Below are 23,862 nucleotides of genomic sequence, written 5' to 3'. Positions count from 1 at the left end.
TTCCTTTGGGTTGCATGCGTGAAATGTCGTTGGGCACCAGTACATCAAAGCGTAAAATCGGCCGATAGAACAAAAACGGCATCGGCGTGGGATACCGCCGCCAAGCGCCGTGCCGGCCGGCCCGAAAGTGCGTTTTGGCGATGGTTCGCGACGAAAAACCACAAGTCCGGCCGCGGCCGATCGGCGACGCTGGCTGCATCCGCGCCGCCTCCGGCAGCCGCAACCCGCAAACAGTGTGAAACGAGTGAGACCGCCTGCCCGGCGTGACGAGATTGGCCGCGATGACCCCCGACGTACCCGCTTCCCCCCTCGCAGAACCCGCGCCGCGGCGCATCCGCTTCGGCATCGTGCTGCTGCCGAACTTCACGCTGACGGCCTTCTCCGGCTTCGTCGACATGCTGCGGCTGTCGGCCGACGACGGCGACTACAGCAAGCCCGTGCGCTGCGCGTGGAGCGTGATCGGCGAAACGCTCGCGCCGGTGCGCGCGAGCTGCGGGATCCAGATCACGCCGTGGGAAACCTTCGACGCGGCCGAGCCGTTCGACTATGTGGTGGTGGTCGGCGGGCTGCTGCATTCGGGGCCGCAGGCCGGCCCTGAAACGCTCGAGTTCATCCGCCGCGCGGCGGCGGGCGGCGCAACGGTCGTCGGCATCTGCACCGGCGTGTTCACGCTGATGCGCGCCGGCGTGCTCGACGGTTACCGCACCTGCGTGAGTTGGTTCCATTACTGGGATTTCATCGAGCGCTTTCCGTCCGCCGATCCCGACCTGCTGATCGCCGACCGGCTGTTCGTGATCGACCGGCGCCGGATCACGTGCTCGGGCGGCCGTGCGTCGATCGACGTCGCCGCCGCGATCCTGCTGCGCCACTTCGATCACGCGACCGTGCAGAAGGCGCTGCGCATCCTGCTCGTCGGCGAGATGCAGAAAGGCAATGCGCCGCAGCCGCATCCGCCGGGGCTCGAGCCGGCGACGCACCCGAAGGTCAAGCGCGCGATTCTTCTGATGGAACAGCACGTCGGGCGTGCGCTGCCGCTCGAGGAACTCGCGTGCAAGCTCGACCTGTCGACGCGGCAGCTCGAACGGCTGTTCAAGGCCGAGACCGGCAGGAGCCCGCAGGCCTTCGCGAAACAGGTGCGGCTGCGCACGGCCGCGTGGCTGCTGACGAGTTCGGACCGCACGGTCGCCGATATCGCGTCGAGTTGCGGATTCGCCGATGCGTCGCACCTCGGGCGCGAATTCCGCAAGCAGTTCGGCGTGCCGCCGGCGACGTATCGCGAGCGCGGCGGCGACGTGGCCGAAGTGGCCGCGATGCCCGACGCGTCGGCCGACCCCGTCGAGGACATCGCCGACTGACGGGGCCAGGCAGCCCGCCCCTTCCCTGATCGATTGCAGAACGACACACGTTCGCGTCGGATTCGATTATTTTGGAACCGGTTTCAATCAATTTAGCCGACGTTACCTCTCTTGAACGAGGGTTATCCCGGATGCTGATGCGCGCTCAAATTTGTATGATGACCACATCACCTTACAAACCTGAGCATCATGTTCGAGAAAATTCCCGCCCGGGCGATGAGCGACCACGTCGCGCAGCAACTGCTCAAGCAGATCGAAGTGGGCAGCTTCTCGGCCACCGGCAAGCTGCCGACTGAAGCCGTGCTCGCGCAGGAATTCGGCGTGAGCCGCACCGTGATCCGCGAGGCGATCTCGCGGCTGAAGAACGAAGGCGTGGTCGAGCCGCGCCAGGGCAGCGGCGTGTTCGTGAACCAGCACGGCGCGATCCGGCCGCTGCGGATCGACTACGCGGAAGCCGTCGAGGCGAGTTCGCTGCCGCACCTGCTCGCGGTGCGCCGCGCGATCGAGGCGGAAGTCGCGGCCGAAGCCGCGCTGCACCACACCGCCGACGACATGGCCGACATCGACGACGCGCTGCGCAAGATCGACGAAGCCGTTGCCGAAGGGCGCGACGGCGTCGCGGAGGACGTCGCATTCCACCGCACGATCGCGGCCGTCACCGGCAACCCGTATTTCCTGAAGACGCTGCAGTTCCTGAACCAGTATCTCGAAGCCGGCGTGAAGGTCACGCGCAGCAACGAAGCGACGCGCGAGGATTTCTCGCGGCAGGTGCGCGAGGAACACGCGGCGATCGCCGACGCGATCCGCGCACGCGACCCGATGGCCGCGCGCAACGCGGCGCGCACGCACATGTACAACGCGGCCCGCCGTCTCGCGGAAGCCGGCATCTGCTGAAGCCGGCGGCGCCCGCCGCCGTTATCCAGAACCTCTTTCGAATCGATCAAGGTTGACCATGTCACGAAATGTTGGAGTCATCGGCCTCGGCGCGATGGGCCTCGGCGTCGCACGCTCGCTGCTGCGCGCCGGCCTGCGCGTCCACGCATGCGACGTGCGCGACACCGTGCTGCAGGCGTTCGCCGCCGAAGGCGGCATCGCGTGCGCGACGCCGGCCGAACTCGGCGCCCGGTGCGACGTCGTCGTCACGCTCGTCGTCAATGCCGCGCAAACGGAAACGGTGCTGTTCGGCGAACACGGTGCGGTCGCGGCGATGAAGCCGGGCGGCGTCGTGATCGCGAGCGCGACCGTCGCGCCCGAATTCGCGGTCGCGCTCGGCGCACGCATCGAAGCGGCCGGCCTGCAGATGCTCGACGCGCCGGTATCCGGCGGCGCCGCGCGCGCGGCCTCCGGCGAGATGACGATGATGACGTCGGGCCCGGCCGCCGCGTATGCGGGCTGCGAGGACGTGCTCGCCGCGATCGCCGGCAAGGTGTACCGTCTCGGCGACGCGCACGGCATCGGCTCGAAAGTGAAGATCATCAACCAGTTGCTGGCCGGCGTGCATATCGCGGCCGCCGCCGAAGCGATGGCGCTGGGCCTGCGCGAAGGCGTCGACGCCGACGCGCTGTACGACGTGATCACGCACAGCGCGGGCAATTCGTGGATGTTCGAGAACCGCGTGCCGCACATCCTGAACGGCGACTACACGCCGCTGTCGGCCGTCGACATCTTCGTGAAGGATCTCGGCCTCGTGCTCGATACCGCGCGCCGCAGCAAATTCCCGCTGCCGCTCTCCGCCACCGCGCACCAGATGTTCATGAGCGCGTCGAGCGCCGGCCACGGCGGCGAGGACGATTCCGCCGTGATCAAGACTTTCCCCGGCATCACGCTGCCGCCCGCCCGCTGATTCGAACGACGTGCCTGCCATGACCGCTTCCGCTTCCCGTCCCCTGCTCGGCTGCATCGCCGACGATTTCACCGGCGCGACCGATCTCGCGAACATGCTCGTCAAGAGCGGCATGCGTACCGTGCAGACGATCGGCGTGCCCGCCGACAGCGCGACCGACACGATCGTCGACGCCGACGCGATCGTCGTCGCGCTGAAGTCGCGCACGATCCCCGCCGCCGACGCCGTCGCGCAATCGCTCGCCGCGTACGCATGGTTGCGCGCGCAAGGGTGCCGCCAGTTCTTCTTCAAGTACTGCTCGACGTTCGATTCGACCGACGCGGGCAACATCGGGCCGGTGGCCGACGCGCTGCTCGACGCGGGCGGCGGCGACTTCACGATCGCGTGCCCGGCGTTCCCGGAGAACGGCCGCACGATCTACCGCGGCCACCTGTTCGTCGGCGACGTGCTGCTGAACGAATCGGGGATGGAGCATCATCCGCTCACGCCGATGCAGGACGCAAACCTCGTACGCGTACTGCAACGGCAGACGAAGTCGCCGGTCGGCCTGATCCGCTACGACACGATCGCGCTCGGCGCGGCCGCCGTGCGGGCGCGGATCGACCAGTTGCGCGCGGAAGGCGCGCGCTTCGCGATTGCCGACGCGCTGTCGGACCGCGACCTCTACGTACTCGGCGAAGCATGCGCGGGCCTGCCGCTCGTCACCGGCGGCTCGGGCATCGCGCTCGGCCTGCCCGCGAATTTCCGCCGCGCGGAGCAATTGCCCGAGCGCGACAACGCGGCATCGCTGCCGCGCATCGACGGCCCGTCGTCCGTGCTCGCCGGTAGCGCATCGAAGGCCACCAACGCGCAGGTCGCCGCGTGGCGCGCCACGCGGCCGAGCTTCCGCATCGATCCGCTCGCGGCGTCGCGCGGCGAGCCCGTCGTCGAGCAGGCGCTCGCCTTTGCGCGCTCGCACCTGCCGCAGCCCGTGCTGATCTACGCAACGGCCACGCCCGACGAAGTGAAGGCCGTGCAGCAGGCGCTCGGCGTCGACGCGGCCGGCCATCTCGTCGAAAGCACGCTCGCGGCGATCGCCCGCGGGCTGCGCGAGCTCGGCGTGCGCAAGTTCGTCGTCGCGGGCGGCGAGACGTCCGGCGCCGTCGTGCAGGCGCTCGATGTGAAGTCGCTGCAGATCGGCGCGCAGCTCGATCCGGGCGTGCCGGCCACGGCCACCATCGACGCACAGCCGCTCGGCCTCGCGCTGAAATCCGGCAACTTCGGCACGACGGACTTTTTCGACAAGGCGCTGCGCGCGCTGGATGGAGCCGCACGATGAGCGACGAAGCAAAACTGCGCGAAGAGATCTGCGTGGTCGGCGCGAGCCTGTATGCGCGCGGCCATGCGGTCGGCAGCGCCGGCAACATCAGCGCGCGTCTGAACGACGGCTGGCTGATCACGCCGACCGACGCGTGCCTCGGCCGGCTCGACCCGAACGACATCGCGAAGGTCGGCGCCGACGGCCAGCCCGTGTCGGGCGGCAAGCCGTCGAAGACGCTCGCGCTGCATCGCGGCATCTACGCACGCAACGCGGAGGCGCATGGCGTCGTCCACACGCATTCGACGCATCTCGTCGCGTTGACGCTCGCGGGCGTGTGGCGCGATACCGACGTGCTGCCGCCGATCACGCCGTACTACGTGATGAAGGTCGGCCACATTCCGCTGATCCGTTACCGCCGCCCCGGCGACCCGACCGTCGCGGCCGAAGTCGCGGCGCTGGCCGACCGGGTGCGCGGCGTGCTGCTCGATCGCCTCGGCCCGGTGATGTGGGGGCCTTCGGTCTCGCACGCGTCGTATGCACTCGAGGAGCTCGAGGAAACCGCGCGGCTGTGGCTGATGACGCAGCCGAAGCCCGAACCGCTGTCCGACGCCGCGCTCGACGAACTGCGCCAGAGCTTCGGTGCGCGCTGGTAACGCACCGCGACCCGATCACCCAGTAGTCCGTATCGATTTTCATACCCGCCGTGTGCGCGGGCCTTTCCGTCAGCACACACACGACCGGCGGCGTACGCGCCGCCGGCACATAACATCATTGGAGACGACGATGACTGCTCTCGACGCGGCCGCAAGCCGCTCGCCCGCCGCGGCCGCCCAATCGGGCGAACTCGACCGCACCTACAAGAAAGTGTTCTGGCGCATCGTGCCGTTCCTGATGCTCTGCTACGTGGTCGCGTATCTCGATCGCGTGAACGTCGGCTTCGCCAAGCTGCAGATGTCGCAGGATCTCGCGTTCAGCGAAACCGTATTCGGCCTCGGCGCGGGGATTTTCTTTCTTGGCTACTTTCTGTTCGAACTGCCAAGCAACCTGCTGATGCACCGCCTCGGCGCGCGCATCTGGATCGCGCGGATCATGATCACGTGGGGCCTGCTGTCCGCGCTGTTCGCGTTCGTGCAGACGCCGACGCAGTTCTACGTGCTGCGCTTCCTGCTCGGGCTCGCGGAAGCCGGCTTCTATCCGGGCGTGATCCTGTACCTCACGTACTGGTTCCCGTCGCATCGCCGCGCGAAGATCATCGCGGTGTTCATGTCCGCGATTCCGGTGTCCGGCATCTTCGGCAATCCGCTGTCGGGCTGGATCATGGAGCGCTTCCACGGCGGCTCCGGCTTCCACGGCTGGCAATGGATGTTCATGATCGAAGCCGTGCCGGCCGTGCTCATCGGCATCGCGACGATCCTGTATCTCGACAACAGCATCCGCGGCGCGAAGTGGCTCGACGAGCGCGAGAAGCAGTTGCTCGAGGACGAAATCGCCGCGCAGCCGCAGGAACAGCAGCAGCACGGCCATTCGCTGAAGGCCGTGTTCTCGGATCCGCGCATGTGGTGGATGTCGCTGATCTACTTCGCGTTCGTCACCGGCCAGTACGGGCTCACGTTCTGGATGCCGACGCTCGTCAAATCGACCGGCATCACCGATACGCTGCAGATCGGCCTGCTGTCGGCGATTCCGTTCGTCGTCGCGATCGTCGTGATGAACCTGTTCGGCCACAGCGCGGACAAGCGCCGCGAACGCCGCTGGCACCTGATCGTGCCGGCGCTGATGGGCGCGGTCGGGTTTGCGGTCGCCGCGTCGTACTCGCACAATACGGCGGTGTCGATCGTGTTCCTGTCGCTCGCGGCAGGCGGCGTGCTGACCTGCGCGCCGCTGTTCTGGTCGCTGCCGACCGCGTTCCTCGCGGGCTCCGCGGCTGCCGCCGGGATCGCGATCATCAACTCGGTCGGCAACCTCGCCGGGTTCGCGAGCCCGTACGTGATCGGCTACCTGAAGGACGCCACGCACAGCACCGCGTCCGGCATGTACGTGCTCGCGGCAATGCTCGTGATCGGCGCGATCGCGGTGTGGCTCACACCCGCCAAACTCGTGAACCGCTGATCCGCCGCCGGCCGATTCATCATTCGACACGGGGCGCGCGGCGCCCCGCCCCATTCATTCACAGGACCCGCTGCCATGCCACGCTTCGCTGCCAACCTCTCGATGATGTACACCGAGCATGCGTTTCTCGACCGCTTCGGCGCTGCCGCCCGCGACGGCTTCAAGGCCGTCGAGTACCTGTTCCCGTACGACTTCGCCGCCGAGGACATCCGCGCGCGCCTCGACGCGCACGGCCTCGAACAGGCGCTGTTCAACGCGCCGCCGGGCGACTGGGCCGCGGGCGAACGCGGCATTGCATCGCTGCCGGGCCGTGAGGACGAGTTCCGCCGCGGCATCGACCAGGCGCTCGACTATGCGCGCGTGATCGGCAACAAGAAGCTGCACGTAATGGCCGGCATGGTGCCGCCGGGCGCCGACCGCGCACGCCATCGCGATACGTATCTGACGAACCTGCGTCATGCGGCGCAGGCCGCCACCGCGCACGGCGTCACGATCCTGATCGAGCCGATCAACCAGCGCGACATGCCCGGCTATTTCCTGAGCCGCCAGGACGACGCGCAGGCGATCCGCGCGGAAGTCGGCGCGCCGAACCTGAAGGTGCAGTTCGACTGCTACCACTGCCAGATCGTCGAAGGCGATCTCGCGATGAAGCTCAAGCGCGATTTCTCGGGCATCGGCCATATCCAGATCGCGGGCGTGCCCGAACGCCACGAGCCGGACGTCGGCGAACTCAACTACCCGTATCTGTTCGCGCTGATCGACGCGCTCGGCTACGACGGCTGGATCGGTTGCGAGTATCGGCCGAAGGCCGGCACGTCGGAAGGCCTCGGTTGGGTCGAGACATACCTGTAATTCCCGTATTTCCCAGAGGGTCAAGAACATGAAATTACTGATCACCGGCGGCGCCGGCTTTCTCGGCCAGCGTCTCGCACGCAAGCTGCTCGAGCGCGGCGAACTCACCGGCCCCGACGGTCGCATCGAGAAGATCGACGAACTGGTGCTGCTCGACGTCGTCCAGGGCAGCGATTTCGGCGATGCGCGCGTGACGTCGATCGTCGGCGACATCGCCGATCGCGCGGTGCTCGAAAGCGCGATCGACACGCGGACGGGCGCGATCTTCCATCTCGCGGCGATCGTCAGCGGGCAGGCCGAAGCCGATTTCGATCTCGGCATGCGGATCAACCTCGACGCATCGCGCACGCTGCTCGAGGTGTGCCGCGCACGCGGCCACCAGCCGCGCGTCGTGTTCACGAGCTCCGTCGCGGTGTACGGCGGCGCGCTGCCCGACGTCGTGCAGGACGACACCGCGCTGAACCCGCAATCGTCGTACGGCGCCGAAAAGGCGATCGCCGAACTGCTGCTGTGCGACTACGCGCGGCGCGGCTTCGTCGACGGCCGCGTGCTGCGGCTGCCGACCATCAGCGTGCGGCCCGGCCGGCCGAACGCGGCCGCGTCGTCGTTCGCGAGCGGCATCATCCGCGAGCCGCTGAACGGCGAGGAAAGCGTGTGCCCGGTGCCCGGCTCGACGCGGCTGTGGCTGCTGTCGCCGCGCAGCGCGATCGAAGCGCTGGTCGCCGGGTGCGAGATCGACGGCGCGACGCTCGGCACCAAGCGCGTGATCAACCTGCCGGGGCTGTCGGTGTCGGTCGACGAGATGATCGCGGCGCTGCGCGACGTCGCGGGCGACGAGGTCGTGAAGCTGATCCGCCATGTGCCCGACGAACGCGTCGAGAAAATCGTCGGCAGCTGGCCGGGCCGTTGGGATACGTCGCGCGCGGAAGCGCTCGGGCTGAAGGGCGACACGTCGTTCGCGGACGTGATCCGCAGTCATATCGCGGACGAACGGCGCTGATTGACGCCGGGTCTGGCCGCATCGACGCGGCCAGACCGATTCCCCGACGCGCAACGACGCGCGTTGCATCCCCGCCCGCCTGCATGAAGGGGCGCATCGGCACCGCGTCGACACCGCACGCCCCGTCCCCACGATTCGTCTCCGCGCGACACGCTGCGCACGTGCCGCGTTCCGCCGCGACGCCGACGGTCTCGCGCAACACGGGTATATGCCGGCACCTAGTTGGCGACCTGCGCCGGCATGCCGGGTCCGGCCTCCCGCGCGGCCGACGCCGCCAGCCGCGCGCGGTCCTGCTCCGCGAGCTTCGCTTCCGCGGCCTGGATATCGGCCGGATACGCGCCGTCCTCGCCGTTCGACGGGTCGTACCCGGCCGCTTCGACGCGGATCAGTTCGTCGCGAACCTGCGCACGCGTCAGCGGCGCGGCCGATTGCGCGAATGCCGACTGACCGACGATCGCTCCGATTATCGTCAGTAGTGCGATATATGTTTTCATCATGAACTCCATCAATGTGATGTATCGATCAACCACGGGACAGGCGTGACCTGCGGATGCAGGCGGGCGGATCAGCTTCCGAAATAGATCGTGCAGAAACTCGCGGGGCCGACGCATGCGGCGGCGCTTCGACGCGGCGACATCGCCGCCGGCTTGCCCGCTTCGGACGACATGGCCGGATCGCCGCCGACCGCCGTGCTCGCCTGCCGCTGCGGCATCCGATCGGCCTGGTGCTGGAACAGCGGGCTCACGTCCGGATACGACGTATCGGTCACGAAGCGCAGCCCGTTGTTTTCCGCATCGACGAGTTCCTGCCGGACCTGTTCGCGCGTGAGCGCCTGTGCCGACGCTTGCGTCGCGACACCTGCGAGAGAAATCGCCGCCACCGCGGCGGCCACCAGCCTGTGCGTGTTCATGTTCCACTCCTTCATCAGTCAACGAAACGATGTGCTACACCCGTATGACGACGGAGAGGCGCGGTTTATTCCCGGCTTTCCATTCGCGCCGACCCAACATTCATGGAACTGTCATTCATTCGTCAGCCGGCGTAACCTGACGTAACGCAGTGCCCGTCGTGCTTCGGGCAGACTGACCACCACTTCATCCGGACCGCCCCTCGATCGACCATGTCCGCCGCTTACGACCATGCAGCCGCCCTGCTGCGCAGGCTGTACGACCGCCATATCGACAGCGGCGCGGTGCTCGACGCGGCCGCGTTCCCGGATGCCGAGCGCTTCGTGCGCGCGTGGCCCGCGATCCGTGCGGAGGCGCTCGACGTCGCACGCGACATGCCGCGCATCCCGCGCTTTCACGAAATCATGCGCGAGCAGTACGACATCTCGGCCAACGACGCGCGCGACTGGCGCATGTTCATCATGCAGGCGTACGGCCAGCCGTTCGCGCGCAACCTGTCGCGCTGCCCGACCGTCGCGTCGCTCGTCGCGGCGTCGCCGGACGTGCTGTCCGCGTCGCTGTCGTTCCTCGCGCCCGGCAAGCACATCCCGCCGCATCGCGGGCCGTTTCGCGGCATCCTGCGCGGGTATCTCGTGCTGTCGATGCCGACCCGCGCGGACGGCACGCCGGCCGCCGTGCTGAAGGTCGACGGGCGCGAATACCGGCTCGACGAAGGCCGCTTCCTGCTGTGGGACGACACGTTCACGCATGAGGTGTGGAACGACAGCGACGCGGTGCGGATCGTGCTGCTGCTCGATATCCGCCGGCGCGGGATGCCGCGCTGGCTCATGTGGCTATCGAATGCGGTGATCGGCGTCGTGCGGCTCGGGATCCGGATCAGGGGACGGTCGATTCCGGTTTAGCGAGGACGCCACCCACGCCGCGCACGGCGGCGGCGTTCCGCCTTTCGGCGCCCAACGGATCGCCTAAACTACAAGCCGTCCCTTCGTGCGGCTCCCGCCACCTACCGCCATGGCACACCTCTTCTTCGCCGCGTCGATCCAGCGGCACGTCGAAACGCCCGAGCGCGACATCGACGCGCATACGGTCGGCGAAGCATTCGACACCATTTTCAGCGAACAGCCGCGGCTGCGCGGCTACATCGTCGACGACCAGGGCGCGCTGCGAAAGCACCTGTCGGTATTCATCGACGGCCAGCCGATCCGCGACCGCCAACATCTGTCCGATGCGCTCGAGGCCGCCAGCCGCGTGTATGTCGTGCAGGCGCTGACCGGCGGATAAAGGGACCGATGCACGGGCGCATTCCCCGATACCAAGCACCGTCGCGCCACAAGGCGGAACATCCGGAGACACCGCACATGAACGATCGACTGCTCGTCGCCACCCGCAAGGGCTTGTTCGTCCTGCAACCGGACGGTCATGGCGGCTGGACGCCCGGCGAACCGCATTTCATCGGCGAGCCTGTCAGCATGGCGCTTGCCGACCCGCGCGACGGCACGCTGTATGCGGCGCTCAATCTCGGCCATTTCGGCGTGAAACTGCATCGGCTGCGTGCAGGCGCCGGCGATTGGGAGGAATGTGCAGCCCCGGCTTATCCGCCGCAGCCCGCCGACGCGTCGCCTCCCCGTGCCGATCCGCACGCAGGCAGCGGCGAAACCGACGATGAAGCTGCCGCTGCCGGGTCGCCGCAGCCGCCGTGGGCGCTTCAGCAAATCTGGTCGCTCGAAGCGGGCGGCACGGACGAGCCCGGCGTGCTGTGGGCCGGCACGATTCCCGGCGGCCTGTTCCGCTCCGACGACCACGGCGATTCGTGGGTACTGAACCGCGCGCTGTGGGATCGCCCCGAACGCCTCGAATGGGGCGGCGGCGGGTACGACGCGCCGGGCATTCACTCGCTGATGGTCGATCCACGTGACAGTCGGCACGTCACCGTCGGCATCTCGTGCGGCGGCGTGTGGCAGACCGCGGACGGCGGCTCGACATGGCGCGTCACGGCGGAAGGCATGGAAGCCGACTACATGCCGCCCGAGCGACGCGGCGAGCCGAACATGCAGGACCCGCACCGCGTCGTGCAGTGCGCGGCCAATCCGGACGTGCTGTGGACGCAGCATCACTGCGCGATCTTCCGCTCGACCGACGGCGGCGAACAGTGGCAACGGATCGAAGCAGAGCCGTCGAGCTTCGGTTTCGCGGTGGCCGTGCATCCGCACGAACCGGATACCGCGTGGTTCGTGCCGGCCGTGAAGGACGCGTGCCGGATTCCGGTGAACGGCCGGCTCGTCGTCACGCGCACGCGCGACGGCGGCCGCAGTTTCGAGAGCCTGTCGAACGGGTTGCCGGCCGCGCCCGCGTACGACCTCGTGTATCGGCACGGGCTCGCGGTGGACGATTCCGGCACGCACCTCGCGATGGGATCGACGACCGGCGGGTTATGGACGTCCGCCGATGGCGGCGACCATTGGCGACAGGTATCGGCGCATTTGCCGCCGGTGTATTGCGTCAGCTTCGGGTAGCGGCGCGAGCATCGTCCGGCGCCATCCGCGCCACCGCGTCGCGCGTGCGTACGATTTCCGCTTCGAGCCAGTCGAGAAACCGCCTGACCTGCGGCTCGCGCTCGCGCCCCGGCCGGCACAGCGCGACGAAACGCGCACCGTCGAGCCGCACCGCCGGCTCGATCGGCACCAACGCACCGCGCTCGACATGCTCGGCGGCCAGCACCGAGCTGAGCAGCGCGATACCCTGCCCGTGCAGCACGGCCTGCAACGCGTAATGCTCGTCGTCGTAATGGCGAAACACCGCGCGTTCGAGCCATGCTTCGCGGCCCGCCGCACGACACCACGACGCCCAGTCGACCGACACCGGTAGCGGCGTATCCCACACGGTTTCGATCAGGTCGAGCGGCGCGTCGGTGCGATGCGCGTCGAACCCGGCGGCCGCATACGCGCCGAAATACTCGTCGATCAACGCAATTTCGTGCAGCGCGGGAAACCTGCGCGACGTCGCACGAATCGCGAGATCGACGCGTGCATCGCGTTCGAGATCGACGAGCGTGTTCCCCGTTTCGACCTTGATGTGCAGGTGCGGATCGACGCGGCGAAACGCACCGAGCCGCGGAATCAGCCACATCGCAGCAAACGCCGGCGTGGTGGTCAGCACGAGCGGGCGCGCATCGGCCGCGTCCGGACGCAGCGCATCGAGCCCGCGGCTCAATGCCAGCAACGCATCGTGACTCGCGCGAAACAGTTGCTCGCCTTCTTCCGTCAGCCGCACGCCGCCCGCGCCGCGCTCGAACAGCAGCACGCCGACGCGGCTTTCGAGCGACTTGATCTGGTGCGACACGGCGGCCGGCGTCACGGACAGTTCTTTCGCGGCGGCCTTGAACGTGCCGAGCCGCGCCGACGATTCGAATACACGCAATGCGGTCAGGGGAATTTTCGAGAACACGGGGCCTCGCGGGCCGGATACGGCCGGGTTGAATTCGATTCAATCCGGGTGAGATTAGGTGAATTGAAGCGGCTGCGCAACGCGGCTAGCCTTCCGGAACGTCGCGGCACGTCGCCGCGGCGGTTGCCGTCGAACTGGAGGAACCCCGTGCAAGGCCTATCGCGCAGGATCACGCAGGCGGTGCTCTACGAAGCGATCGCCATTTCCTGCATCTCGCCCGCGATCGCGGCGATCTTCAAGCAGGACCTCGTCTACTCGGGCGCGCTGTCGGCGACGATGTCGGCGATCGCGATGCTGTGGAACATGATCTTCAATGCGCTGTTCGAGCGCTGGGAAGCGTCGCGCCGGCAGCCGGCGCGCACGCTCGGGCGGCGGATCCTGCACGCGACCGGATTCGAGGGCGGGCTGATCTTCATCCTCGTGCCGGTCGTGTCGTGGTGGCTCGACATCTCGTGGTTCGATGCGTTCGTCGTCGATATCGCGCTGTTCGCGTTCTTCTTCTGCTACGCGTTCGTGTTCCAGTGGGCGTTCGATCGCGTGTTCGACGTGCCGGCGGCGACGAAGGGGTCGTGAGTCGGGCGCCTATGCGCCCGCGGCAATTTTCGGCAGTTGCCAGCCGAACCGCACCACCGCCATCCGCAACGCAAAGCATGCGAGCCCGCCGAGCACAGCCGCGACGACCGGCGGGCAACCGAGTCGCCGGCACAACACAACGACGACCGCGCCGAGCAGCGCCGCGCTCGCATAGATGTCGGTGACCAGCACGACCGGTATCCGCGCGAGCAGCAGATCGCGCACGACGCCGCCGCCGCAGCCGGTCACGGCGCCCATCAGCGTTGCAATGAACGGGTGGACACGGAATTCGAGCGCCTTCACCGCGCCGGCGACCGCGAACAATGCGAGGCCGGCCGCATCGAGCGTCGTCAGCAGCGACGGTGAGATCGCGGCGACCCGCGCATGAAACACGAAGGCGAACAGCCCGGCGGCGAACGCGAGCGCCGGATAACGCCAGTCGCTCACGGCGCTCGGCGGCCGCGCGCCGATCAGCAGGTCGCGAATCACGCCGCCGCCGAGCGCGACGACGAGCGACAGCACCATCACCCCGAACAGGTCGAGGCCGGCGCCGATCGCCGCATTGGCGCCCTCGATCGCGAACACCGCCGTGCCCGCGAGATCGGCGGCAAGCACGACTTGCTCGATGCGCTTCATGCGAATGAATGGTCGAAGCACCGGACGGTCCGGTTGCAGCCGGCGTCGGCCGAAGCGGTCGCGTGACTCAGCCGCATGCGGGCTGCGAGTTGCCGTCCGGCTGCATCAAGCGGGTTGCGGGTCATGGCCGTCTCCTCGATCGGGGATCGAGCAGTCTAGCGCATCGCCCGCTCGCCGTCGGCGCGAGCACGAAGCACGCAGCAAAAAACCGGCGCAAGCAGCTCACCCCGCTTACGCCGGCTCGACATTCACGTCAGGCTTCGGGCCGCAGCCGCAAAGCCCGACGCGTCATGCTCAATGCGCGCCGAGATACGCCTTCACCGCCGGCAGGCCCGGCTTGCCGTCGATCGTCGTCACGCCGGCCAGCCACTTGTCGAGTGCGTCCGGGTTCGCCTTCAGCCACGCGGCGGCAGCCTTGTTCGGGTCCTGCTTGTTCATGATCGGCACCATCACGTGGTTCTCGATCGCCGTCGTGAACTGCAGGTTCGACACGAACTTCGCGACGTTCGGGCAGCGCTGCGCGTAGTCGGGCGGCGTCGCCGTCAGCACCTTCGCTTCGCCGTAGTTCGGGCCGAACACGTCGTCGCCGCCGGTCAGGTAGTCGATCTTCATCTGCACGTTCATCGGATGCGGTTCCCAGCCGAGGAACACGATCCACTGCTTGTCGCGGATCGCGCGATTCACCTCGACCAGCATCCCGGCCTCGCTCGATTCGACCAGCTTGAACTTGCCGAGGCCGAACTGGTTGCCGTCGATCATCTTCTTGATCAGCGCGTTGCCGTCGTTGCCGGGCTCGATCCCGTAGATCTTGCCGTTGAGCTTGTCCGCGTATTTCTGGATGTCCGCGAACGACTTCAGGCCGCCCTGGTATACGTAGTCGGGCACCGCGAGCGTGTATTTCGCGCCGGTCAGGTTCGGCGTCGCGAGCACCTTGATCGTGCCGGCCTTCGTGAACGGCTGGATGATCGGGTCCATCGTCGGCGACCAGTAGCCGAGGAACACGTCGATCTGCTTGCTCTTGATCCCGGCGAACGTGATCGGCACCGACGCGATCGTCTTCGTCGGGTTGTAGCCGAGCCCCTGCAGCATCGTCGATGCGAGGCCCGTGGTCGCCGCGATGTCGGACCAGCCCACATCGGCGAAGCGCACGTTCTTGCACACGGGCGGATCGGCCGCATAGACGGCCGACATCGGCGCGGTCATCCCGATCCCGCACACCGCTGCGATCAATAGGCGCTTCATCTTGCTTCTCCTCAAAGTGATGTCGTTTGCTTGAATCCGGGATCGTTTATTGAAGCCGCGCGCCGCGATCCCGGCGACGTCGCGGACCGAATGATTGCCCCGCTCAGCGCCCCGGCAGCCGGCGCTCGTAGCTCGGCGCATGGCCGAACTGCGCGCGGTATGCCTTGCTGAAATGACACGGCGAATGAAAGCCGCAGACCGTCGTCACGCGCGCGATCGATGCGTCGGTCGTGCGCAGCAGGTCGCGTGCGCGTTTCAGGCGCAGCGTCAGGTAATAGTGGGTCGGCGATACGTTCAGGTACACCTTGAACATGCGCTGCAGATGCCGCTGCGACAGCCGCACGAGCCGCGCGAGTTCCTCGAGCGACAGCGGCTCCTCGATGTTCGCCTCCATCAGCCGCACGACCTCGATCAGCTCCGCGCGCGAGAAGCCGACGCGCGCGTCGACCGGAATCGGCTGCGTATCGGTCGAACTGCGGATGCGCTCCAGGATGAACTGCTCGGAGACCTGCGCGGCGAGTTGCTGGCCGAACCGCATGCCGACGAGGTTCAGCATCAGGTCGAGCGGCGCGGTGCCGCCCGTGCAGGTCAGCCGGTCGCGATCGACGACGAACAGCTCGTCGGCGAAGCCCACCTGCGGAAATTCGGAATGCAGCGCGGACAGGTTCTCCCAGTGCACGGTGCAGCGATAGCCGTCGAGCAGCCCGCTCGACATCAGCGCGTACGCGCCCGTGCAGATGCCGCCGAGCGGCAGCCCGCGTTCGGCGAGCGCCGCGAGCGTATCGCGCGCGCCCGCATCGACCACGTCGCGGATGCGGATGCCGCCGCACACGATCATCACGTCGGGCAGGTTGTCGTAGTCGAGCGCCTGCGTGGGCCGCACCGCGATGCCGTTGCTGGCATGCGCGGGCGCGCCGTCGAGCGAGTAGATCGACCATTTGTAGTGATCCGCCCGCCCGACGTAGTTCGCCATCCGAAGCACTTCGACCGCGCTCGAGAACGCGATCATCGAGAAGTTCGGCAGCGTGAGGAAGCCGAAATGGGCGAGGGACGAAACCGGTGAAACGCAGGCGGCGGGCGCGACAGCGACGGCGGACGTCACATCGGTCTCCTGGCGAGGAGGTTGCAGGGGGCCAGCTCCGCGGCCGAAGCCGCGGGAGCCGTTATCTATTCAGGGTGTGCGGCCGGAGCGTGGTCCGACCGCCGGAGATCAGGCCTGCGCGGGCGAAGCCTTCACGCGAAAGAGCTGCTTGAGGCCCGAGAACAGCGGCGCCTTCACGGTGCCCGGCGCGCGGCCGAAGCTTTCGGTGATGCGGTCGAGAATGATCGCGAGCAGCACGACCGACAGACCGCTTTCGAAACCGAGACCGATGTCGAGACGCTGGATACTCGCGAGCACGTCGTTGCCGAGGCCGCCGGCACCGACCATCGACGCGATGATCACCATCGACAGCGCCATCATGATCGTCTGGTTCACGCCCTGCATGATCGACGGCAGCGCGTTCGGGAACTGCACCTTGTACAGCAGTTGCCACGGCGTGCAGCCAAACGCCTGGCCGGCTTCGACGATCTCGCGGTTCACGTGGCGGATGCCGAGGCTCGTGAGACGCACCGCGGGCGGCATCGCGAAGATCACCGTCGACAGGATCCCCGGCACGCGGCCGAGACCGAACAGCATCGCGGCCGGAATCAGGTAGACGAAGGCCGGCATCGTCTGCATCAGGTCGAGGATCGGGCGCACGATCGCGGCGACCCACTTGCTCTTCGCGGCCCAGATGCCGAGCGGGATGCCGAGCACCAGGCTGATGATCGTCGACGACAGCGTGAGGCCGAGCGTGATGACCGTCTGGTCCCAGAAGCCGGTCGCGAAGATCAGCAGCAGCGACAGCGTGGTGAACAGCGCGAAGCGCCAGCCCACCCGCCACAGCCCGACGCCGATGAAGATCGCCATCATCAGCCACATCGGGATCGCCTGCAGGCCATGCTCGACGAATGCCGCGAGCCCCTCGATCGCTTGACCGATCGCGTCGAACGTCTTCGCGTCGTGGTCGAGCAGGTAGTGAACGGACTGGTCGACCCAGGTACCGAGCGGAATCATTTCAGACATGGGAACCTCGCGAACGCGTGATGGCCTTCAGGATGAGCGCGCGATCGACCGAACCGCAGTAGCAGCCGTCGTCGTCGACGACCGGCAGTGCATTCGGGCTCGCGACCACGCGCGCGACGACATGTTCGAGCGACGCATCGCGCCGGATGCTTTCGATCGGCCGCACGGACGGCGTGTCCTGACCGAGCGCCTCGCGCGTGACGAAGCCGCGAATCTTGCGTGCGGCATCGAGTACGAACGCGTAGTCGGCGCTGCCGTTCAGCGAAGCGGCGACGTTCGCGGCATCGCACTTCGACATGGTCGGCACGGCGCCCGTCTGCATCAGGTCGCCCGCCGTCAGATAGCGGCTCGTGTCGATGCCGTCGAAGAACGCGCGCACGTAATCGTCGGCCGGGTTCGCGATGATGTCCTGCGGCGTGCCGACCTGCACGAGGCGGCCGCCTTCCATGATCGCGATGCGGTTGCCGATGCGCAGCGCTTCCTCGAGATCGTGCGACACGAACATGATCGTGCGGCGCTGCTCCTTCTGCAGTTGCAGCAGCACGTCCTGCATTTCGCGGCGCTTGAGCGGATCGAGCGCGGAGAACGCCTCGTCCATGATCATCAGCGACGGGTTCACGGCCAGCGCGCGGGCAAGACCGACGCGCTGCTGCATCCCGCCCGACAGCTCGGACGGCAGCTTGTGCGAGAACGGCGCGAGACCCACTTGCTCGAGCACTTCCATCGCCCGGCGCTCGCGCTCCTTCTTGCCCATGCCGCCCACTTCGAGCCCGAACGCGGCATTCGACACGACGGTGCGATGCGGCATCAGCGCGAACGACTGGAACACCATGCTCATGTCCTTGCGGCGCAGCGCGGTCAGCGCCGAGCGGCGCGCCGACGCGACGTCGAGCCCGTCGATCAGCACCTTGCCGGCGCTCGGATCGACCAGCCGGTTCACGAGGCGGATCAGCGTGGACTTGCCGGAGCCGGACAGGCCCATCAGCACGAAAATTTCGCCTTCCTGCACATCGAAGGAGACGTTGTGCACGCCGACGACCTGGCCGGTGCGCTTGAGCACATCGTCCTTCGTCGCGCCGGCGGCGAGCATGTCGAGCGCCTGCTGCGGGTTACTTCCAAATACCTTGCACAGACCTTCGACCACAACCTTGGGGGCATCCATCGAAACCTTCTCCTCGTGTAGCGGGGACTCGCGCTTGTCATAGCGTGCCTACATAGTTGCCAGAAAAAACCCCGGCCTGCCGACGAATTACGACAAACGCTTGCGCAAATACGACACACCCGCCAGCCCCGCCCGGCGGGCCGCGCCGCCGATTGCGGCGGCGCAATACGCGCACGGCCAGCAATGACGGGCATCCCCCGCCGGACTTGTGCGCAGCAGCGCGGCGAATGGCGCATGAGGTTTTGCGCCAGACCGTATCGGGCACGCGTCGCTTTGCGACAAGTTGACGTCCGTTCCGGCGTCGATCTATTCAGACGAAAGGGCCCACCCCATGCGTCAGTAAAAAGCATGACCGTGCAAAAAGCCGGATGGCGACACCGGACGGCGCACGCCGCGATACCGCGCCAACCCCGGAAATAGGAGCATGCGCGCTGTGATACATTCCCGCAAACACGCCGATCGCGACGTTGCCGCGGGCCCTGCGCACGAGGGCCCGGCCGCACGGCGCGCGCATGCCGGTTCGCCTGCCGGCCGTGCCGAAACTGCCTCGATCCGGTGCGATCCGCGATCGAAGGACGATAACGATAGTGAGAGGGAGCAAGGCGTTGAACTGGGCATTCGCCGTAATCGGCTTCATCATGGGCGGCATCGCCGCGCTGATCGGGGATTTCTCTGCCGCGAGCGGCTCGCTGCTCGGAGCCGCCGGCGGGTTCTGGCTCGGACACGCGCTGCGGCAACGCAAGCTGCAGAAGCCGCGCGCCGCACCCGACGCATTCGCGATCGCCGCGACGCCGTCGCCCACTCCGTTACCGCTCGCCGATCGTGTCGCGCGCCTCGAAGCAACCGTCGACACACTCACGCGCGAACTCGACGCGCTGCGCGCTCAACTGGCGGGCGCGAAGGCCGGTGGGGCGACCTCCGGCGGCATCGCGCAAACGGCTTCGGCCGACGCCGCGTCCGCGCCGCTGCCGGCGCACTTCCCGACACCGCCCGTGCAACAACCTGTCGCCGTGCGCGTCGACACACCGGCATCCATTTCGACGACGACGCCCGCGACACCGCCGGCACCGGCCACCGCAGCACGCACCTCGGCTGCGTCCGCTCACGCCACCGTCACCGCACCCGCCACCCCGATCCGCCCTGCCCCGCCCCAACCGCCCGCCCCGCGCGAACCCGGCCTCGCCGAACGCGCGTTCGGCGCCGCGCGCGACTGGCTGCTCGGCGGCAACACGGTCGTGCGTGTCGGGATCATCGTGCTGTTCTTCGGCGTCGCGTTCCTGCTCAAGTACGCGGCCGATAACGCAATGCTACCGATCGAATTCCGCCTCGCGGGCACGGCGCTCGCCGCGGCCGCGCTGCTCGCGATCGGCTGGCGCGTGCGGCCGCGCCGCGGCGCATACGGCCTCGTGCTGCAAGGCGGCGGCGTCGGCATCCTGTACCTGACCATCTTCGCCGCGACCAAGCTTTACGCACTACTGCCCATCGGCGCCGCGTTCCCGCTGATGGTCTCGGTCTGCGCGCTGAGCGCGTTCCTCGCGGTGCGGCAGAACGCGCTGCCGCTCGCGTTCATGGGCAGCGCGGGCGGCTTTCTCGCGCCGATCCTGCTGTCGACCGGCCAGGGCAACCACGTCGCGCTGTTCAGCTACTACGCACTGCTGAACGCGGGCATCTTCGCGATCGCGTGGTTCAAGGCCTGGCGCCCGCTGAACCTGCTCGGCTTCGTGTTCACGTTCACGATCGGCTCCGCGTGGGGCGTGACCGCCTATCGCCCCGCGCTGTTCGCGAGCACCGAGCCGTTCCTGATCCTGTTCTTCCTGATGTACGTCGGCATCGCGCTGCTGTATGCGGTGAAACGCGAACTCGCGCTGCGACACTACGTGGACGGCACGCTCGTGTTCGGCACGCCGATCGTCGCGACCGCGCTGCAGGCGGCGCTCGTGAAAGGCATGCCGTTCGCGCTCGCGTGGAGTGCGGTCGCGCTGTCGGCGTTCTACGTCGCGATCTCCGCATGGCTCGCGCGGCGCCGCGACCGCCTCGGGCTGCTGTTCGAATCGATGCTCGCGCTCGCGGTCATCTTCGCGACGCTCGCGGTGCCGCTCGCGTTCTCGGGGCCGACGACCAGCGCCGCGTGGGCCATCGAAGGCGCGGCCGTCGTATGGCTCGGCGTGCGCCAGAAACGCCTGCTCGCGTTCGGCTTCGGGCTGCTGATGCAGGTCGCCGCGGCCGGCGCGTTCTTCACGAGCCTGCTGAGTCCGGCCGACGCGACCGCGCTGCCCGTGCTCAACGGCCCGACCATCGCGATGCTGCTGATCGCGCTCGCCGGCCTGTTCACCGGCTGGTGGCTGCACGGGCGCGGCGAAGCGCGCGCATGGCACGCGTGGATGCCCGAGATCGGCGTCGCGGCCGCCGCGTGGGGGCTGCTGTGGTGGGTCAGCGGCGGGCTGCACGAGATCCTCGTCCATGCGAGCCGTCACGTCGATCTGCATGCCGATCGCTTCGTCGTCGATACGACCGCGCTGTTCGCGGCCGGTACCGCGTGGCTCGCGCACGTCGCACGCCGCCGGCTCGCGTGGCCGCTCGCCGAATGGCCCGCGGTCGCGCTCACGCCGGTGCTGGCGCTGCTCGCGCTGCGCGCATTCGATGCGCACGAAGCACCGCTGTCGGGCATGGGCGCGTTCGCGTGGCCGGTGGCCGTCGGCGCGGGGCTTGCGCTGCTGTGGCGCCAGTCGCGCGGCACGACCGGCGCCGCTGCCGCGAACGGCGCGACGCCCTCCGTTGCAACGCGCATTCTCGCGCCGCTGCATACGCTGACGTTCTGGACCGTGTGCGGGCTGCTGTCGCTCGAAGGTTTCTGGCGCCTGCGCGCGTTCGTCCCGGAAGGCGCATGGAGCTGGAGCGCATGGGCGTACGGCTTCGGCGCGCTGCTCCTGCTCGTGTCGGGCCCCGGCGCGCGCCTGCGCTGGCCGGTCGCGGCGTTCCCGCGCGCCTACCAGGTGTGGGGTGCGGCGCCGCTCGCCGCGCTGCTGTGGCTGTGGAGCCTCGCCAGCACGGTCAGCGACGGCGACGCAGCGCCGCTCTTCTGGCTGCCGCTGCTCAATCCGCTCGACATCGCGCAGGGTCTCGTGTTCGTCGCCTTCGCCGCGTGGCTGCGTCGCCTCAAGACGCTCGGCATCGCGTGGCATCCGCGCGTCGTCGACTATCTGGCGATCGCGACCGTGTTCCTGTGGTTCAACGCGCTGATGCTGCGCACGCTGCATCACCGCTTCCACTTCGGCTACGACGTCGACACCGTGCTGTCGTCGTTCGGCATCCAGCAGGTGTTCATGGTCGGCTGGAGCCTGTTCGCATTCGCCGGGATGTGGCTCACGCGCCGCGACGGCATCGCCCGCCTCTGCGCGCTCGCGTCGCTGCCGCTGATCGTCGTGATGTGGGCGTGGACTTTCTACGCGAACTTCACGCAGGACGGCGGAAGCTGGGCGCGCGTGCCGCTGTTCAACCCGCTCGATCTCGTGCTCGCGGTCGTCTATGCGCTCGCCGCGTCGTGGTTCGTGCGCGCGCGCAAGCTCGGCTGGTCGTTCGGCGCGTATCGCGTCGAGCTGCTCAGTGCGGCCGGCGCGACAGGCTTCCTGTGGCTGAACGCGATCCTGCTGCGCACGCTGCATCACTGGGTCGGCGTGCCGTACGCATTCGGCGCGATGGCCGAATCGACGCTCGTGCAGGCATCGGTGTCCGTGTACTGGACGGTCTGCGCGCTCGCGATCGCGATCTGGGCCACGCGCCGCGGGCTGCGCCCGCTGTGGTTCGTCGGCGCCGCGCTGCTCGCGCTGACGGTCGTCAAGCTGTTCCTGTTCGACCTGTCGCACGTCACCGGCATCGAGCGCATCGTGTCGTTCATCGGCATCGGCGTGCTGCTGCTGTTGATCGGCTATTTCTCGCCGCTGCCGCCGAAGGCCGCCGCGCAACAGGACGGCCAGCCATGAAACGACTCGCCGCCCTGCTCGGGCTGAGCCTGCTCGCGTCGTTCGCGGCGGCCGACGGCGCACCGAACGCCGGGCGCGTCACGCAGCGCTTCGCGCTCGACCTCGACGGCAGCGCCGCGTATTACCAGCTCACCGTGCCGCAGCCCGTGTATGCGGCGAGCGGGCGCGACGATCTCGGCGACGTGCGCATCTTCAACGGCGCGGGCGAGCCGGTGCCGTATTCGCTCGACGCGCCGGCCGCGCCCGCAGTGCCGCCGTCGCGCGCGCCGGTGCACTGGTTCCCGCTGCCGCCCGCGCGCGCCGAGAACGGCAACGCGCCGCTCGGCGTGACGGTCGGCCCGGACGGCGCGCTGCGCGCGGCCGTCGCGCTGCCTTCGCCCACCCGGCACGGCGCGGACCTTGTCGACCTGTCGCATACCGACGGCAGCATCGATGCGCTGCTCGTGCACGTGAACGACGACAGCTACCAGGGGCGCGTGTCCGTCGAAGCCAGCGACGACCTGCGCAACTGGCGGCCGCTCGGCAGCACGCAGTTGCTGAAAGTCGGCCACGGCAACGACCTGCTGGTGCAGGAGCGCATCGCACTCGACGGTGCGACGCCGCGCTACCTGCGGCTGGACTGGCTCGACGGCGCGCCGGCGATCGCGTCGATCGACGTCGACACGCATCCGCGCGACGCACGCGGCGCCGACACGGCGTCCGTGCCGCGCCAGTGGCGCGACGCCGTGCGGATACGCGCCGGCGCTGCGCCGGGCGCGTATCTGTTCGACACCGACGGCGCGTATCCGGTCGACCGCGTGCGCATCGACCTGCCGCAGCCGAACACCGTCGCGCGCGCGACGCTGCAAAGCCGCGCCGATGCGCAGGCGCCGTGGCGCGACGTCGCGGCCGCGGTGCTGTTCCGGCTGCAGGGCAAGGGCGGCGAGCAGCGCAATCCGCCGTTCGAGTTCGCGGCGAATACGGATCGCGCGTGGCGGATCGTCGTCGACATGCGCAACGGCGGGCTGGGCGGCGGCAGGCCGGCGGTCGCGATCGGCTGGCATCCGGCCGCGCTGACCTTCGTCGCGCGCGGCACGCCGCCATTTACGCTCGGCGTGGGCGATGCATCGCTCATGTCGTCGGCCGTGAGCCGCGACGCGCTGCTGGTCGGTATGGCGCCCGAAGTACGGCCGGCCCGCGTCGGCGCGGCGCTGCCGGCGTCGGCGGTCGCGACGGCGGCAGCCGCCGATGCGGACGCCGGGCGTCGCTACGTGCTGTGGGGCGCGCTGATCGTTGCGGTCGGCGTGCTCGGCACGATCGCGTGGCGCGTCGCGAAAGGCGGCGGCGACACGCGCAGCCGCGACGAGTGACG

Annotated in this window: 20 protein-coding genes and 2 pseudogenes; 14 read left to right on the top strand and 8 right to left on the bottom strand. The window is 68.4% G+C overall.

Annotation, left to right across the window (positions count from 1 at the left end; translation table 11 throughout):
* Positions 1–281 precede the first annotated feature (281 nt).
* The 8 genes and pseudogenes from HWX55_RS00530 (at position 282) to denD (ending at position 8,459) form a co-directional block, all read left to right on the top strand.
* Positions 282–1,355 carry a GlxA family transcriptional regulator gene (locus HWX55_RS00530; RefSeq protein WP_175973119.1) on the top strand — a complete coding sequence of 358 codons (1,074 nt, stop codon included), beginning with the start codon at positions 282–284 and terminating at the stop codon, positions 1,353–1,355.
* A 189-nt stretch (positions 1,356–1,544) separates the two neighbouring features.
* Positions 1,545–2,147, top strand: a pseudogene (locus HWX55_RS00525) (GntR family transcriptional regulator); the annotation flags it as partial.
* Positions 2,110–3,198, top strand: coding sequence for an L-threonate dehydrogenase (ltnD, locus tag HWX55_RS00520; protein WP_347879622.1), 1,089 nt, complete (start codon positions 2,110–2,112; stop codon positions 3,196–3,198). The pseudogene HWX55_RS00525 and the gene ltnD, both read left to right, overlap by 38 nt.
* Positions 3,199–3,217: 19 nt before the next feature.
* Complete coding sequence (gene otnK / locus HWX55_RS00515; RefSeq protein ID WP_175973117.1) at positions 3,218–4,516, top strand: 3-oxo-tetronate kinase; 1,299 nt, start codon at positions 3,218–3,220, stop codon at positions 4,514–4,516.
* Complete coding sequence (locus tag HWX55_RS00510) at positions 4,513–5,151, top strand: aldolase (RefSeq protein ID WP_175973115.1); 639 nt, start codon at positions 4,513–4,515, stop codon at positions 5,149–5,151. Before otnK ends, HWX55_RS00510 begins: the two co-directional genes overlap by 4 nt.
* Before the next feature lie 130 nt (positions 5,152–5,281).
* Positions 5,282–6,607, top strand: coding sequence for an MFS transporter (locus HWX55_RS00505; protein WP_175973113.1), 1,326 nt, complete (start codon positions 5,282–5,284; stop codon positions 6,605–6,607).
* Positions 6,608–6,682: 75 nt separating this feature from the next.
* Positions 6,683–7,459 carry a 2-oxo-tetronate isomerase gene (otnI, locus tag HWX55_RS00500; RefSeq protein ID WP_175973111.1) on the top strand — a complete coding sequence of 259 codons (777 nt, stop codon included), beginning with the start codon at positions 6,683–6,685 and terminating at the stop codon, positions 7,457–7,459.
* A gap of 28 nt (positions 7,460–7,487) precedes the next feature.
* On the top strand, positions 7,488–8,459 hold the full coding sequence (gene denD / locus HWX55_RS00495; protein WP_175973109.1) for a D-erythronate dehydrogenase: 972 nt from the start codon (positions 7,488–7,490) through the stop codon (positions 8,457–8,459).
* Between the two features lie 218 nt (positions 8,460–8,677).
* Here the strand turns inward: denD and HWX55_RS00490 are convergent, their stop codons facing one another.
* Positions 8,678–8,953 (bottom strand): DUF4148 domain-containing protein, encoded by a 276-nt coding sequence (locus HWX55_RS00490; RefSeq protein WP_175973107.1) that lies wholly within the window; start codon positions 8,951–8,953, stop codon positions 8,678–8,680.
* Positions 8,954–9,024: 71 nt separating this feature from the next.
* Complete coding sequence (locus tag HWX55_RS00485) at positions 9,025–9,369, bottom strand: DUF4148 domain-containing protein (protein ID WP_175973105.1); 345 nt, start codon at positions 9,367–9,369, stop codon at positions 9,025–9,027.
* A 210-nt stretch (positions 9,370–9,579) separates the two neighbouring features.
* Between HWX55_RS00485 and HWX55_RS00480 the strand changes: the two genes are divergently transcribed.
* The 3 genes from HWX55_RS00480 to HWX55_RS00470 all read left to right on the top strand — a co-directional run bounded on the left by HWX55_RS00480 (position 9,580) and on the right by HWX55_RS00470 (position 11,880).
* Complete coding sequence (locus HWX55_RS00480) at positions 9,580–10,269, top strand: aspartyl/asparaginyl beta-hydroxylase domain-containing protein (protein ID WP_124595454.1); 690 nt, start codon at positions 9,580–9,582, stop codon at positions 10,267–10,269.
* A 109-nt stretch (positions 10,270–10,378) separates the two neighbouring features.
* Positions 10,379–10,648 (top strand): MoaD/ThiS family protein, encoded by a 270-nt coding sequence (locus tag HWX55_RS00475; RefSeq protein ID WP_175973102.1) that lies wholly within the window; start codon positions 10,379–10,381, stop codon positions 10,646–10,648.
* 77 nt (positions 10,649–10,725) lie between these two features.
* Positions 10,726–11,880: an exo-alpha-sialidase gene (locus tag HWX55_RS00470; protein WP_175973101.1), complete on the top strand. Its 1,155-nt coding sequence runs from the start codon at positions 10,726–10,728 to the stop codon at positions 11,878–11,880.
* Here the strand turns inward: HWX55_RS00470 and HWX55_RS00465 are convergent.
* Positions 11,867–12,811 (bottom strand): LysR substrate-binding domain-containing protein, encoded by a 945-nt coding sequence (locus HWX55_RS00465; protein WP_175973098.1) that lies wholly within the window; start codon positions 12,809–12,811, stop codon positions 11,867–11,869. The two genes, HWX55_RS00470 and HWX55_RS00465, sit on opposite strands and share 14 nt — an antisense overlap.
* A 147-nt stretch (positions 12,812–12,958) precedes the next feature.
* On the opposite strand from HWX55_RS00465, the gene HWX55_RS00460 reads away from it, so the two are divergent.
* Positions 12,959–13,384 (top strand): PACE efflux transporter, encoded by a 426-nt coding sequence (locus HWX55_RS00460; RefSeq protein WP_175973096.1) that lies wholly within the window; start codon positions 12,959–12,961, stop codon positions 13,382–13,384.
* Positions 13,385–13,393: 9 nt separating this feature from the next.
* On the opposite strand, the gene HWX55_RS00455 is transcribed toward HWX55_RS00460, so the two are convergent.
* The 5 genes and pseudogenes from HWX55_RS00455 to HWX55_RS00435 form a co-directional block, all read right to left on the bottom strand.
* Positions 13,394–14,020 carry a trimeric intracellular cation channel family protein gene (locus tag HWX55_RS00455; RefSeq protein ID WP_175973094.1) on the bottom strand — a complete coding sequence of 209 codons (627 nt, stop codon included), beginning with the start codon at positions 14,018–14,020 and terminating at the stop codon, positions 13,394–13,396.
* A 294-nt stretch (positions 14,021–14,314) separates the two neighbouring features.
* Positions 14,315–15,262 (bottom strand): choline ABC transporter substrate-binding protein, encoded by a 948-nt coding sequence (locus HWX55_RS00450; protein WP_050012220.1) that lies wholly within the window; start codon positions 15,260–15,262, stop codon positions 14,315–14,317.
* Positions 15,263–15,365: 103 nt separating this feature from the next.
* Positions 15,366–16,364, bottom strand: a complete 999-nt coding sequence (locus HWX55_RS00445; RefSeq protein ID WP_050012219.1) for a GlxA family transcriptional regulator — start codon at positions 16,362–16,364, stop codon at positions 15,366–15,368.
* Positions 16,365–16,472: 108 nt separating this feature from the next.
* Positions 16,473–17,369: a choline ABC transporter permease subunit gene (gene choW / locus HWX55_RS00440; protein ID WP_060225978.1), complete on the bottom strand. Its 897-nt coding sequence runs from the start codon at positions 17,367–17,369 to the stop codon at positions 16,473–16,475.
* Positions 17,362–18,653: pseudogene (locus tag HWX55_RS00435) on the bottom strand (glycine betaine/L-proline ABC transporter ATP-binding protein); the annotation flags it as partial. The pseudogene HWX55_RS00435 and the gene choW, both read right to left, overlap by 8 nt.
* A gap of 483 nt (positions 18,654–19,136) precedes the next feature.
* On the opposite strand from HWX55_RS00435, the gene HWX55_RS00430 reads away from it, so the two are divergent.
* On the top strand, positions 19,137–22,511 hold the full coding sequence (locus HWX55_RS00430; protein WP_175973093.1) for a DUF2339 domain-containing protein: 3,375 nt from the start codon (positions 19,137–19,139) through the stop codon (positions 22,509–22,511).
* Positions 22,508–23,860 carry a DUF3999 domain-containing protein gene (locus HWX55_RS00425; protein WP_175973091.1) on the top strand — a complete coding sequence of 451 codons (1,353 nt, stop codon included), beginning with the start codon at positions 22,508–22,510 and terminating at the stop codon, positions 23,858–23,860. Before HWX55_RS00430 ends, HWX55_RS00425 begins: the two co-directional genes overlap by 4 nt.
* Positions 23,861–23,862 lie beyond the last annotated feature (2 nt).

Origin of the sequence: Burkholderia sp. BCC1047 (genome assembly GCF_902833155.1) — a bacterium.
Classification (GTDB): domain Bacteria; phylum Pseudomonadota; class Gammaproteobacteria; order Burkholderiales; family Burkholderiaceae; genus Burkholderia; species Burkholderia sola.
The sequence above is the reverse complement of the archived record's forward strand: the minus strand, read 5'-3'. Positions and strand labels throughout refer to the sequence as shown.

What these genes read in the sequence shown, in the direction of transcription:
- HWX55_RS00530 (WP_175973119.1), top strand. Translation starts at nt 282, where the DNA reads ATGACCCCCGACGTACCCGCTTCCCCCCTCGCAGAACCCGCGCCGCGG.
- otnK (WP_175973117.1), top strand. Translation starts at nt 3,218, where the DNA reads ATGACCGCTTCCGCTTCCCGTCCCCTGCTCGGCTGCATCGCCGACGAT.
- HWX55_RS00510 (WP_175973115.1), top strand. Translation starts at nt 4,513, where the DNA reads ATGAGCGACGAAGCAAAACTGCGCGAAGAGATCTGCGTGGTCGGCGCG.
- HWX55_RS00505 (WP_175973113.1), top strand. Translation starts at nt 5,282, where the DNA reads ATGACTGCTCTCGACGCGGCCGCAAGCCGCTCGCCCGCCGCGGCCGCC.
- otnI (WP_175973111.1), top strand. Translation starts at nt 6,683, where the DNA reads ATGCCACGCTTCGCTGCCAACCTCTCGATGATGTACACCGAGCATGCG.
- denD (WP_175973109.1), top strand. Translation starts at nt 7,488, where the DNA reads ATGAAATTACTGATCACCGGCGGCGCCGGCTTTCTCGGCCAGCGTCTC.
- HWX55_RS00490 (WP_175973107.1), bottom strand. Translation starts at nt 8,953, where the DNA reads ATGAAAACATATATCGCACTACTGACGATAATCGGAGCGATCGTCGGT.
- HWX55_RS00485 (WP_175973105.1), bottom strand. Translation starts at nt 9,369, where the DNA reads ATGAACACGCACAGGCTGGTGGCCGCCGCGGTGGCGGCGATTTCTCTC.
- HWX55_RS00480 (WP_124595454.1), top strand. Translation starts at nt 9,580, where the DNA reads ATGTCCGCCGCTTACGACCATGCAGCCGCCCTGCTGCGCAGGCTGTAC.
- HWX55_RS00475 (WP_175973102.1), top strand. Translation starts at nt 10,379, where the DNA reads ATGGCACACCTCTTCTTCGCCGCGTCGATCCAGCGGCACGTCGAAACG.
- HWX55_RS00470 (WP_175973101.1), top strand. Translation starts at nt 10,726, where the DNA reads ATGAACGATCGACTGCTCGTCGCCACCCGCAAGGGCTTGTTCGTCCTG.
- HWX55_RS00455 (WP_175973094.1), bottom strand. Translation starts at nt 14,020, where the DNA reads ATGAAGCGCATCGAGCAAGTCGTGCTTGCCGCCGATCTCGCGGGCACG.
- HWX55_RS00450 (WP_050012220.1), bottom strand. Translation starts at nt 15,262, where the DNA reads ATGAAGCGCCTATTGATCGCAGCGGTGTGCGGGATCGGGATGACCGCG.
- choW (WP_060225978.1), bottom strand. Translation starts at nt 17,369, where the DNA reads ATGTCTGAAATGATTCCGCTCGGTACCTGGGTCGACCAGTCCGTTCAC.
- HWX55_RS00425 (WP_175973091.1), top strand. Translation starts at nt 22,508, where the DNA reads ATGAAACGACTCGCCGCCCTGCTCGGGCTGAGCCTGCTCGCGTCGTTC.